This window comes from Frischella sp. Ac48 (assembly GCF_019641635.1).
GTDB lineage: Bacteria > Pseudomonadota > Gammaproteobacteria > Enterobacterales > Orbaceae > Frischella > Frischella japonica.
In genome coordinates this window covers 639,323-652,227 of record NZ_JAETXP010000009.1, presented here as the reverse complement: position 1 = coordinate 652,227, position 12,905 = coordinate 639,323, and the positions used below count along the sequence as shown (strand labels likewise).

The following is a 12,905-nucleotide window of genomic DNA, read 5'->3' as shown; positions in this document are numbered from 1 at the left end:
ACACTTTAAATATTAATTTATAAGAAAAATAATTCAAAACAAAAAAACTAATTACTCATAGTGACGTTATAACAGCGATGTGCTGTTTCTTTACGACAATGAAAAACAATTTACACTATTATATACGGATTATATATCTCACGTATTTAATGTCGATTTGATAGACGCCTGAACTTGTTCTTTTGCAACATTTGAAAAAGGCGATGTTTAAATTAAACATCACATAATTTATCTTGAAAGTAAGTAATAATCACATCATTTAGCGAATTTTTTGGCAAATTTTTGCGCCACATAAGATATACTGGAATGCTTAATTTTCTATCTTGATTTCTAATTAATTGCTTATATACCACACCCGTTACTTTTGCTTGTGCCATTGACTGTGGTAAAAGCATCATACCTTTACCTAACGACACTTCAAGTAACATAGATAAACTATCCGGTAATTCTGCACGACGAATAAGTGGAAAATTGAGTGTTTTAAATACGTGTTCACACTGCTGATAAAAAACAGGATTCAAATAGGATCTGAACCAAAAAAGCGGTAAATCGGTTACGTCATTAAGATCAACTTTTTCTTGTTGACTACAAGGATGGCTTTCTGGTAGTACTAAGAGCAATGGTTCTCGATGTATTAAAAGTGAATTGTCATTTTGATTCCGCATTGGGTAATCGGAAACTAACGCGAAATCAATATTTTCTTTTTGTAATTCCAGTAAAAGTTCCTTGGATGTGTAGTTATGTTTATAAATTTCGATTTGCTCACCAAAATTAGAGAAAAATAATTTAATACTAGGAATAAAGTCAAAACTAAGTGTTTTAGTTGTGCCAAATACGGGCTTTGCAACATCTTTTGTCTTAATCGCATGCGTTATTGTACAAAGTTCATTTAATAACCGTGTTACTCTTAACTTAAGCGCTTCTCCTTCTGTGGTTAAAACTACATTATGTGAATTTCTTAAAAATAACATCACATCTAACTTTTCTTCTAACTCCTTAATTTGTACAGAAAGTGGCGGTTGACTAACACCTAACTTTTCAGCCGCACCTCTAAAGCTACGTTCTTCACACACAGCGACAAAATACTGTAATTGCTTAACTGTAGGTAACTTTTTGTTATAAATATCCACGATGTCTAAAAGCCTATTTATTTAAACTGACATAATTTTCAATGTATTCTTTAAAAAATCTAACTCGATTTGGCAGGTAGGTTCTATCTTTAAATATGAGGGAGATAGGTCTAGGATTACCCACCCAGTCAGGTAAAATTTGCACTAATTCACCATTAGATATACTTTCTTTTACAAACTCAGATGGTACAAAGCAGATCCCCATTCCTTCCTTTGCTGCATCAATAATAAGATCAGTATCATCCATAATTAAATATGGGTTTGCTCGCACTTCATAATATTCATGTAAATTGGTATTGGTTAATGACCAACTTAAATTCTGGGTAATATTAAGTAAATTTTTATCCAATAGATCAGCCGGATTAACACAGTTATGAATTTGATTTAAATAATCTTTTGATGAACACAGTATATTTTTAGATAATAATATTTTTTTTGCTATCCAATCACTATCCTTCAGATCCCCAACTCTGATAGCAATATCAATATTCATATCCGCTAAATCAATAATTTTATTAGTTGCTATTAAATCTATTTTGATATCAGGGTATTGCCTCATGAATGAAAAAATGCATTTACCAAACCATTGATGAGTTAAACTTATTGGTGCAGTTATTCTAATCGTTCCCGACAATTTTTTATAATAATCCTCTAAATTTTCAGCTGTCTCAATAAATTCTTCAACTAAATTAGTAAATTTAGTGATATACATTTGCCCTAACGCAGTCAACATAATTTTTCGATGACTTCTATACATTAAAAGACCACCGATCGCTTTTTCCAATTGAGTTAAGCGTCGACTTATAGTAGGTGAGGGTATTGAAAGCTTTTCTGAAGCTTTAACAATACTTCCTTCTTTAATTACCTTTACAAAAATTACTAAGTCATCAATAGATAATTTCATTTTTGAAATTTGATATTACAATTTTGTTTATTGCACTATAAATGAAATATAAATAAAATCATAGCCTGTTAATTAGTTTTATTACTAATTATCTGATCTAAAAAGAAAAAACATTCATATTTATGTAGTTAAAACAACTCTAGAAAATATTATTGATTCCCTAGATAACTATAGGTACTTTTTGTTACAAAATGGAGATGAAAATGAAAAAAAATAAAATAGCACTTTTACTTGTGACATTATCTGCCTTTTTTTGGGGATCTAATTTTAATGTTGGTGCACAAGCTGTTACAGTAATATCCCCTCTTACTGCGGCATCAGAACGTTTTATTATTGCTACTTTAATAATCTTTATTTTTATGATAATTAAGGATAAAGATAATATCATTACATTTAAACTGAATTGGTTCCCCTTTATTTTACTTGGTTTATGTGGCATCACTGGATTCAACTTAGCCTTTTTCATAGGATTACAGACTACTTCACCAATCAATGGCGCGCTCATTATGGCGACATCCCCAGTGACAACTGCATTAATAGCCTTAATTGCGAATAAGCACCATATCTCATTCTCTCAAGGAGTTGGTATGTTTATTAGTTTAATCGGGGTAGCATTTGTGATTAGTAATGGCGATATAAATAATATAATGAAATTACGTTTTAATTATGGTGATATAATCATTCTGTCAGGAAATATAGTCTGGGCAATTTATACTATTGGATGTCGAAAATTTATATCCCATTCGACACCATTACAAACCACCAGTTTTACGATGTTATTTGGCACATTAGGGATTGTCATATTTTCGATTTATCAAGGAACCTTAGTGAAGGAAATTGCCGATATTACTCTCTATCACCACATAATACTTATTTATATGGCTATTTTCGGATCCGTATTAGCATATTTATTTTGGAATGTCGGTGTAAAACAACTTGGTACAGCTAATACATCAATATTTTTTAATTTAGTCCCCGTTTTCACTATGTTACTCACTCTTATCACTGGCTTAATTCCAGATTTATTACAATTAATTGGAGCAATTTTGGTGATAAGTGGTGTGATTTATGCCACTGGGGGCTACAAAATATTTAAAATGAATAATTAATTAAAAATAATTATTTCGCTATTGTTTAAATAATGCGGCTAATCGCCGCGTTATTTGATTAAATCTAGCCTTTAATGATTTAATTATCATAACAAAAAGTTAAATAAAATATATGTAAATATTTCAATTGGTTATCTTTAATAAATACTGCTTTTTATAACATATGAGAGTAACTTTGTAACCCAATTATTTTGTTCTTAAAAATGATTTGACTCTTTTTTATAACAACTTAGCAAATAAAAAACAGCATAACTATAATTGGCATAAATGATATTTTGCCACATGCTTCGATATAAATTTCCTATCACTAAATAAGTATTTCGGGATTTAGTCTTTTTTGTATAATCTTTTATACCATAAGTTTAATTTGCTTGTGTTGGAAATGAATATGGCAATACACAAAGAATAATTAGGATGTACACAAACATGTTTTGTGATTGTTAATCTTAGTTTCTTTTTTTACATCCATAATGAAGGCTTTATTCACGAAATATTAATATTACCCAAATCACCTGTCAATTAATGCGTTGCAATAAGTTTAACTTACAATCTTAAAATTAATTTTTACAACGACAATATGGAGAAATATTGATGAAAAAAATACCACAAAGAGCATTAGGTAGAAATCTTAAAGTTAGCGCTTTAGGATATGGCGCGATGGGATTAAGTGAATTCTATGGTCCGACAAACGAACAACAATCAATAAAATTATTGCATACCGCTATAAATAATGGTGTAACCTTGATTGATACGGCTGATATGTATGGTCGTGGTCAAAATGAATTACTGATTGGTTCCTTTCTTAAACAATTAACACCATCCCAACGAGAACAATTAATTATCGCAACAAAATGTGGTATAGACAGAAGTCATTCAAATGGGTATGAACGAAGCATCAATAATTCACCTAATTATATACAATCTTGTTGCGAGGCCTCACTAAAACGCTTAGGGGTTGAACAAATTGATCTATTTTATATTCATCGTATTAATACTGAAAATCCAATTGAGGAAACAATGGCAACGTTGGCTAAATTGGTACAAGAAGGTAAAATTAAACATATCGGACTTTGTGAAGTAACTGCCGACTTATTAATTCGTGCACATTCGACATTTCCTGTCGATGTAATCCAAAGCGAATATTCCCTTTGGACACGCGATATTGAGGATGATATTTTACCATTATTAAAAGAGTTAGATATTGGCTTAGTACCATATTCTCCGCTTGGTCGTGGTTTTTTAACCGGTAAATATCAATCTGCTAAAGACTTTGCCGATGGTGATTTTCGTAAATCTAATCCAAGGTTTTTAGATACCAATATCGAACATAATAAACAACTTTTAACCGCTATAAAACCAATGACCATAAAATACCAATGTACTAGTGGTAAGATTGCTTTAGCATGGTTACTTGCGCAATGGGATTGTATTGTTCCCATTCCTGGAACAAAACAAGAAAAATTCTTGCTAGAAAATATCAATGCTTGTTCGGTTAAGCTAACAAAAGAAGATGTCATGATACTGAATGATTTGAAAAATCAGATTTGTATAAAAGGTGAACGTTATACACCCGAAGGTATGAAGGGGATATATAAATAAAGTTATTTTAATTTAAGTTAATAAACACAAAGATGGGCGATAAATCGCCCTCATAAGAGAAATGTCTATTGTCTATCATAGTGTGATTTTTTTTAATCAATGGCAAATGATGATTAAGACAGCGTCATGCGGCAAACGGTATTTTATATCTTCTTGATATCAGGCTTTAACAAATAACCTATTATTTATTAGCCAAACATTAGATTGATGTAGCTTTTAATATCGGCTAACCAATGAGTACAATAAAATTTCTAGCATCATTAATTATCCGTTATAAGATTGTTGCACTTGGAAATATGGGCGATTTCTGATAAAAACTTTAACCATCTTGGTAGATCACTGTAATTGCATAATTCAATACAATTAAATCACTTAATATAAGTTCAATGTATATAAAAATAATTTTATAAAATTCCACTATTGCCGACAAATTTAATGTTTTATAATTGCCGAATTATTTAATCAAAAAAATTATATAAAAAATAATAAGGAATAGGCATGTCAATTTTTGAACCTTACAATGAAGATTTATTTTTTTCTACAGATTGTCATTATCCTAAAGAATATCAATGGTATCTTGCATTAGGATCGATTCTCAGTGCTTATAACGGTGATTATGTCAATGATATCAAAAATAATCTTCACATAGATTGGATAAAACAAAGCCTTGAAACCATGTGGGGAGTTACCGACAATGAAACCTTTAAAGACACAGCAAATTGGTTAATTAATGAAGGTCATAGAACAAAATATTTACCAAGACTAAACTTAATTAAACATTACCATTTAGAAATTGAACATGCCAATAATTTCTTTAAATCGATTTATGAAACTATCCCTAATATTGGAATCGTTTATTACCAATTTAAAAATAAAAATATTTTGAAACAGTTTATGAAAGATAATGATCTAAAACCGGCCATGTTAGGAAAATTACTTAATATCGTTTCATATTGTCCAGAACTTTATAAAGAACACATTGCTGATTATATGGCTGTCACTAATTTGTGGGCATGGGATGCTGTACGTTTGGTCAATCTTTGTCGATGGTCGTTAAATTGTGGCTACATTAATCATGATGAATTTATGCATTATGTTAGCCAAATAAAAGAGCCCGTTCAAAATGCTTATGATAATTGGCAAGACGTGGCCATTGCTTATGCTATCACAGCGGTTATATGGTCGCCATCACCTGGTCGAGCAGAATCTTTTGCAGTCCCTGTTGGTAAACTATTAAAAGATCCGCATTCACTGCTTAATGCAGTCAGCTTTAAATAAACGTTATTGATGAACTGTGATCAGTGAAATAGCGACATATTAACTGGTCACACTAAAAACATTTATGATTTATCAAAAATTAAATACACCCTATTATAGATTTACCCTTAAATCTCTCATAAAACTTAAAGTAATAACTTCGACAAAAGCCATTATAAACCTAAAGATATTTTATATCTTCCCTGATCGTTATTGTTCATCATCATAAAGTTTCCAATTTAGATGATTAATTTACTTGATGGTTATCGGTAATATCTACAGTATATCAGACTGATAACTGACTAAAGTGATTGTTGATGAATTGAATTTCTATTAAATAAAAATTATAACCCTATTAGTGATTTATTCCTTTTAAGCAAGAAATAGACATCAATAGTGATATAAATTCATCCCTACTAGCTATTAAATCAAATTGCTTATTGAGATAAAATATAAGCTAACTTAAATTCCCAATTATAAAAAAATAATAAAAAATTAGTTATCGCCTTAGCGACGCTACATTAACTTATGCAATATTTATACCTTATTATCTATAGGTATAAATATTGTATTATGATCTGTCGTTTTAATAATTGTGTAATATAGGAATGATATAAGAAGGTATTAGGCTGGTTTGACTAATATTGTGCTAAATTTAACATACCTTTAATTTTAAATTAACGTTCCCTAAGTGCCTCACCCATTTTATTAAATGGTTTGATTAAATAATCTAAAACCGTTTTTTCACCAGTACGAATATCAACGGTTGCAATCATACCAGGCTTAATAATATGACTGCGACCATTTTTGTCGACGAGTTGGTCGCTATCAGTTTTAATGTAAACCCGATAATAGTAATTATCCCGATTTACCTCATCTTGTATCGTATCGGGTGATATGGTTTCAACTACGCCATTTAAGGCGCCATAAATTGAATAATCATAAGCAGTTATACGCACAATAGCAGGTAAACCATCACGGATATAAGCTATATCTCTTGGTGAAATACGAGCTTCAATCTGTAAACGCTCATCAACTGGAATTATCTCCATTAAACGTCCACCAGGTGGAATAACTCCACCTAAAGTCGATATAGTGATATTTTTAACAATACCTCTAACGGGTGATTCTATTGTAGTTCTCATTAAAGCATCCTGGCGACCGCGTAAAATTTCCATTTGAGATTCAACTTCAGCAGTTGCTCTAGCTAATTCTTCACGGGCTTTAACTATATATTGACCTTTAATATCAGTTTCTTTGGATTTTAGTTCAGTTAACTGTCGTTTCAATCTAAGAATCTCAACATTGCTTGCCGCCCCTTTCAACACCAGTGGTTCAGTTAATTCCAATTCTTCTAAGATTAATTGTTGTGATTGTTGTAATCCTTCGATCGATTCAGTTAATGCTTTACGTCTGGAGTCATACAGATCACTTTCATATTTGACTAAATTGCTATCATTAATAACATCTTCGGGGAATACTAATGGCATTTCGTTAACTTCAGCTTGCAATCGAGCAACCGTTGCTTTAGCTGCTTTCAATTTTGCTTGTGATTCTCCCACACTTGATTCCATTCGGGTCGGATCGATAATAGCTAAAACTTGATTAAGCTCGACTAAATCCCCTTCTTTAACGTTTAATTGTTTGAGAACTCCCCCTTCTAAGGATTGAATTACCTGTTCTTTCGATGATGCAATCACTTTACCGATTCCTGAAGATACTTCCACTAATTTAAAACTTGAGGCCCAAATAAAAAAACAGACTAAAAAAAACGTTATAAGCCAGATGATTACTTTAGTTTTTGTTGCACCACCCTCTACAATATCCCAACTATTTAAAGATTTCCTGCTCATAACTCATTTCCTTCAACTGCATCTACGGCCTTTTTTTGTCCTTGTTTAGTTAGATACGATAAAACCGCTTCCTTTGAACCGTCGATCACTATCTTCCCTTGCTCCAATACAATAATACGATTAACCAATTTTAATAAGGCAGGTTTATGGGTTGATAAAATCAAGGTGCGATTTGCTAACCATTGTTCTAACGAATTAATAATATGCGCTTCAGTAAGTTCATCTACTGCCGCAGTTGGTTCATCAAGTAACAAAACGTTAGGATTTTTTAATAGAATTCTGGCTAACAATAATGTTTGCTTTTGTCCACCGGATAAACCATGACCACCTTCTTTAATTAAATAATCAATTCCATGCTTTTGAATAACCGGAAAGGCACCAGAAATCATAATGGCGTCTATCATTTCTTGATCCGTCGCTTGCGGATTTCCCATTAATAAATTATCGCGAATCGAACCAAATAATAGTCTTGAGTTTTGCCCCAGTAAGGCGATATCACGACGCACATCTGATGGATCAATATTACGAATATTGGAATGATCAACATATACTGCCCCCTTACTGGCAATACTCATACCACATAATAAATTTAATAGTGTTGACTTGCCAGATCCCATACGACCTAAAATGGCGATCCGTTCACCAGCATTAATCTTTAGTGATTTTATATCTAAAGCAGGGGATTTATCTTTAATATTATAGGTTAACTCTAACGAATTGAGTTCGTAATCACCTTTTATACTCGGTTTATGTAACATATTACTGTTTTCGGGATAATCCACAGATTTTGACATCAATTCGTTGATACTATGATAAGCTGCTTTAGCGTGTTGTAATCGCGATAACACGCCTGTCCATTGTCCTAACGGCCCTATTAAACGCGATGATAAAATCGAACTGCCAACTAATGTACCAGTAGTAATATCTCCTTGAATGACTAAATATGCACCAATTAATAACACAGCGGCATAAGTTAATGATTGTAGTTCATGCGACCATGAAACCAGAAAACTTATAATTCGTCGTTGTTTTAAACTCACGCTACCAGCTACGGTATTGACATGGTTCCATTGGTTTTGATAACGATATTCCGCCCGCATTAATTTAATGTCTTCAATCGCCTCAACCGATTCGATAATGATGGCATTACGAATAGCCGATTCCCTTACTCCCTCTCTAGCTAAATTGGCCAAAGTTCGTTGAGCGAGAAGACCCGGTATGATTAATAAAGGGATCATGAACAAAGCTATTACTGTTAGCGGTCCACCAATAAAAAACAAAATCACCAAAAATACGATGACAAACGGCACATCGGCAATAGCACTAATTGTCGTAGAGGTAACTATTTCTCTAAGATGATCGATTTCGCGTAATTGAGAAACAAATGATCCTGTCGAAGAAGAACGCTGATCATTGCGTAACCGCAATGCTCGACCAAATACTTTATCAGAAATTTGCAAATCAATTTTTTTTCCAATTGCATCCGAAACATGCGTTCTTGAAAAACGCAGTAAAAACTCAAAAATAATTGCCATCATCACACCACTAAATAATACCCATAATGTCGATTGTGACTGGGCTGGAATCACCCGATCATAAACCTGCATTGAAAAAATAATGGATGCTAATGCTAATAAATTTGCAAATAGGGAAGCGATTATAATATGGAAATAACTTTTCCAATCTTTTAAAACGATTTGCCAGAACCAATTTCTTTCTGGGCGTTTGATATATTCGTCAACTCTGGCATCTGGAATTGAAGATTCTGGACGCAACACGATGACTTGTTTGGCTTTAGCCAATAATTCTTTAAAAGTGATATCTATCGATAAACCATCATCGTTCGCCATCATCAACGATACTTTATTGTTGCTATCTGATTTAATGATCACGCCAATATTGTCGTTTCCCATGTCAATCACTAACGGTAACCGCCAGGGATCAAATATGGCTTTGGTCACTGATTGAAATCGAATAGAAAGTCCCAACTGTTTTGCTAACTGTACTAAAAATTGTTTTTTATTGAGTGTATTACCCCAATCAACAAATGTCTTTGCACTCTCTTTTGATACATCTAAACCATAATGATTGGCTACAATCAAAAAACATGCCAACCATTGCTTATAAGGATTATTCTGCATTCTTCTGCCCTAATATCTTATCAATGATTGAATTTAATTTGAAAACTTGTCGTGCATTTCCTGTATAAACAAGATATTGAAGATAGTATAACCATTTGTCATGATTAGCATTGACTAAATTTTCTTCAGCCCGAAATGTTTCTTCTTCTGAGTTGAGTAAATCTAAAATTGGCCGACTTCCTAAGGTATACTGTTCACGATATAAAATCCGTGTTTCATTGATACTTTTTAATCTATCGTTTAAAACTTTTAAACGCGATTCGATACCGTAAATATTCAATTTCAATGAATCAATTTGATCATTTAACTCTAATCTTGCAGTTTTGATATTGTAACTAGCCGAATTTAGCATTCGTTGTGCTGATTTAATCTTGGCTACATTTTCACCGCCACTTGAAATACTTTGTTCCACCGATAAACCGACATAATTATAATTGCCGTGATATTTACCATTATTGGGATTATAGCCATGCAATGTTTTTTCTATTGACCCTACCATTGAAATAGTTGGCAGTAATCCCGCATTTGCGCCATCCAATTGAGCCTGCGCCAGAGCATAGGAAGCCTGGTTTATGATTAAGTTAGGGATCTCTTGTTCATTAATTTTATATTTTAAAATAGTACGGTTGAAAAATTTATCCCCAATTGTCACTATCTTGCTATTTTGATAATTATGACCTAAATATGTCACCAATTTTCGTCTTGCAGTTTGCAATTGTGTTTGTATATCAAATAAATTTGCTTCAGCTGCTTCTAAACGAGATTTTGCCTGAATATAATCCGAATGTGTACTGATCCCAGAATTGGCACGTGATGCAGCTATTTCTAATATTTTTTTAATCTCTTGTATCAAATATTTACTTTTTATTTCAATATATTCTAAACGTTGTATTTCTAGAGCTATACTACTGGAATTAATTATGACATTATCAATTTCTTGCTGTAAATAACCTCTTTGCCGTTCGACTTCAGCCTTAGATTGCTCAACAAAACTATGCTGTTTGCCAAAATCATATAGTTTTTGGCGCACAGTTAATTTTGGTGTATTAGCATAGCCATCGCGAATGCCACTGGACTTGCTGGTCTGTATCTCAAAATTAATTTGTGGATAATAACCTGATTGTGCAGCATCAATCATATCCATTTGCCCTTGATAACCTGATATTGCAGAAGCAATTGTTGGATAACGCTGAACGGCAATGCAAACAACATCAACTAAAGTGAGTTCTTTTAAAGTGGATGATTTACCTGCTTGGCATTCATTAGCTAAAATAAATGGCTCTTCACCAGATATTTTCATTAGTTGTGGTTTTTGCGCTATACAAGGTGTTACCAATACTATCGATAACAATATCATTATTTTTTTTATAGAAAGCAAAATCTTATCCTTCTTATTATTATAATGAAAAAAACCCTCTTGCTTTCACAATGGCAAGAAGGTTTATCTACAATAGGTTAAGTATACTAAAAGATAATTTGATGATTCGACAACAATGTTAGCAAATCAGTATCTGTATCTTTCAACGTTAATATTTTGGTAAATTCATAACCATCAGCTAATCCATCACGATCAATACTAATAATCGTATCATTACCTTCATGATCAACTCTAATATAGTCCAAGATTTCTTTTGAACTATCATCAAGTTTTAGTTCTCCATCATCATTATAAAAAGATACCGTACCTTTGAAATTTAATAATTCTTTTAAATTGATAATATCAGCATCTTTATTAATAGTTGCATCACCTATCGTAAAGTTATTAACCACATCATGACCATTTCCTCCCGTTGCATCTACTGCATCTAACAATTTATAAATTAATGTTTGTTGAGTACCATCGATTAAATTAAAGATATCATCAGCAGCGGTGCCTTCATGAATATTGTCAATAACAGGTTCATTTACTACGGCGTTAGTTGCGGGTTTATCACTTGGTTCAGTTGTGTTATTCGTCATCATGTCAGCATCAGTTTGTTCAAGTGCTTGCTCTGTCGTTGTTATTTTATTATTTTCCACGTCAGCCATTGCTTGTTCGTTGTCAACAGCAATATTGTTTGCGTTCGTATCGATGGGCTGTGGATCTTCAACAGATTCTTCAGTTTTAGGATTTGAATCATCAATCGACATACTTTGACCTTTAACCTCATGATGATTCGCTAACGCGGTATTATTTGCTTCAAGCATATCAGCATTTGAATCACTTTTATCCTTAATGTGTTCATTTTCATTGATTATATTATCAGCGGTATCACCTTCAATAGTTTGAGAGATTGCCGATGAATATTGTTGATTACTATTATTAGTAGGATAGCTTATTGTTTCGGATTCATTGCCTGCAGCATCTACCGCAACTATTGTTCCAGTCGATGAACCCGAATGATTGAATGGATTAGGCTCGAATGTCGCCTTACCACGATTATCCGTTTGCTCTTGCGCAATAATGTTACCATTCGAATCTTTTAATACTATTGTTGCACCGGGTGTTGAAGCAATTATTAATGTTTGGTCAGTATTAGTCTCTATTCTTGGATCATTTGGAGCGGTCACATCATTAAATATTCCATTACTATCATTTGTAGATGGAATTGTTACGTTACCTGCCTGATCAACGGCACTTGCAGAAATATACTCACCATCATCGAATGGATTTGAACTAAGTGCCCACTTGCCATCATCATCAACTCTAACTTCTTGTTCAATATTAGAGCTGCTCCCTTTTAACTTGACCGTAGTTCCAGGCTCTCCTATTCCTGTTACGCCAGCAATGTTAGCCGTATGTATAGTCGGTAATGTTGGTGGTATCTTATCGGCAATCCCCGTACCAGCATTGTTACTGGTATTACCCGCCGCATCCGTCGCCGTCACAATCCCTTGGGTATTATGGTCTAATGGGTTGGGATCAAACTTCC

Annotated in this window: 9 protein-coding genes (1 of these 9 cut by a window edge); 3 read left to right on the top strand and 6 right to left on the bottom strand. The window is 32.9% G+C overall.

The genetic code is table 11. From position 1 onward, the window contains the following. Positions 1-212: 212 nt before the first annotated feature. Together JMI89_RS07655 and JMI89_RS07650 are read right to left on the bottom strand one after the other, a co-directional pair. Positions 213-1,130 carry a LysR family transcriptional regulator gene (locus tag JMI89_RS07655; RefSeq protein ID WP_187755035.1) on the bottom strand — a complete coding sequence of 306 codons (918 nt, stop codon included), beginning with the start codon at positions 1,128-1,130 and terminating at the stop codon, positions 213-215. Between the two features lie 13 nt (positions 1,131-1,143). Then, positions 1,144-2,034 carry a LysR family transcriptional regulator gene (locus tag JMI89_RS07650; protein WP_187755034.1) on the bottom strand — a complete coding sequence of 297 codons (891 nt, stop codon included), beginning with the start codon at positions 2,032-2,034 and terminating at the stop codon, positions 1,144-1,146. 203 nt (positions 2,035-2,237) lie between these two features. On the opposite strand from JMI89_RS07650, the gene JMI89_RS07645 reads away from it, so the two are divergent. The 3 genes from JMI89_RS07645 to JMI89_RS07635 all read left to right on the top strand — a co-directional run bounded on the left by JMI89_RS07645 (position 2,238) and on the right by JMI89_RS07635 (position 6,020). Further along, positions 2,238-3,143 carry a DMT family transporter gene (locus JMI89_RS07645; RefSeq protein WP_187755033.1) on the top strand — a complete coding sequence of 302 codons (906 nt, stop codon included), beginning with the start codon at positions 2,238-2,240 and terminating at the stop codon, positions 3,141-3,143. 591 nt (positions 3,144-3,734) lie between these two features. Beyond that, positions 3,735-4,742 (top strand): aldo/keto reductase, encoded by a 1,008-nt coding sequence (locus tag JMI89_RS07640; protein ID WP_220679725.1) that lies wholly within the window; start codon positions 3,735-3,737, stop codon positions 4,740-4,742. A gap of 498 nt (positions 4,743-5,240) precedes the next feature. Further along, complete coding sequence (locus tag JMI89_RS07635; protein WP_187755031.1) at positions 5,241-6,020, top strand: DUF1266 domain-containing protein; 780 nt, start codon at positions 5,241-5,243, stop codon at positions 6,018-6,020. A 656-nt stretch (positions 6,021-6,676) separates the two neighbouring features. Here the strand turns inward: JMI89_RS07635 and JMI89_RS07630 are convergent. The 4 genes from JMI89_RS07630 to JMI89_RS07615 form a co-directional block, all read right to left on the bottom strand. Continuing rightward, positions 6,677-7,852: an HlyD family efflux transporter periplasmic adaptor subunit gene (locus tag JMI89_RS07630; RefSeq protein WP_187755030.1), complete on the bottom strand. Its 1,176-nt coding sequence runs from the start codon at positions 7,850-7,852 to the stop codon at positions 6,677-6,679. Further along, positions 7,849-9,993, bottom strand: coding sequence for a type I secretion system permease/ATPase (locus JMI89_RS07625; protein WP_220679724.1), 2,145 nt, complete (start codon positions 9,991-9,993; stop codon positions 7,849-7,851). The genes JMI89_RS07630 and JMI89_RS07625 overlap by 4 nt, the downstream gene beginning before the upstream one ends. Continuing rightward, a complete protein-coding gene (locus JMI89_RS07620; RefSeq protein ID WP_187755028.1) occupies positions 9,983-11,371 on the bottom strand; it encodes a TolC family protein in 1,389 nt (462 codons plus the stop codon). Before JMI89_RS07620 ends, JMI89_RS07625 begins: the two co-directional genes overlap by 11 nt. A gap of 86 nt (positions 11,372-11,457) precedes the next feature. Next, on the bottom strand, positions 11,458-12,905 hold the 3' portion of the coding sequence (locus tag JMI89_RS07615) for an Ig-like domain-containing protein (RefSeq protein WP_220679723.1). Its footprint extends 922 nt past the window's final position; 1,448 of the gene's 2,370 nt are visible here — the last part of the coding sequence; the start codon falls outside the window, past its right edge — the gene reads right to left on this strand; it ends in the stop codon at positions 11,458-11,460.

Bases quoted from the DNA above. Each gene is read 5' to 3' on its own strand.
- JMI89_RS07635 (WP_187755031.1), top strand. From the start codon at position 5,241: ATGTCAATTTTTGAACCTTACAATGAAGATTTATTTTTTTCTACAGAT.
- JMI89_RS07625 (WP_220679724.1), bottom strand. From the start codon at position 9,993: ATGCAGAATAATCCTTATAAGCAATGGTTGGCATGTTTTTTGATTGTA.
- JMI89_RS07640 (WP_220679725.1), top strand. From the start codon at position 3,735: ATGAAAAAAATACCACAAAGAGCATTAGGTAGAAATCTTAAAGTTAGC.
- JMI89_RS07645 (WP_187755033.1), top strand. From the start codon at position 2,238: ATGAAAAAAAATAAAATAGCACTTTTACTTGTGACATTATCTGCCTTT.
- JMI89_RS07630 (WP_187755030.1), bottom strand. From the start codon at position 7,852: ATGAGCAGGAAATCTTTAAATAGTTGGGATATTGTAGAGGGTGGTGCA.
- JMI89_RS07650 (WP_187755034.1), bottom strand. From the start codon at position 2,034: ATGAAATTATCTATTGATGACTTAGTAATTTTTGTAAAGGTAATTAAA.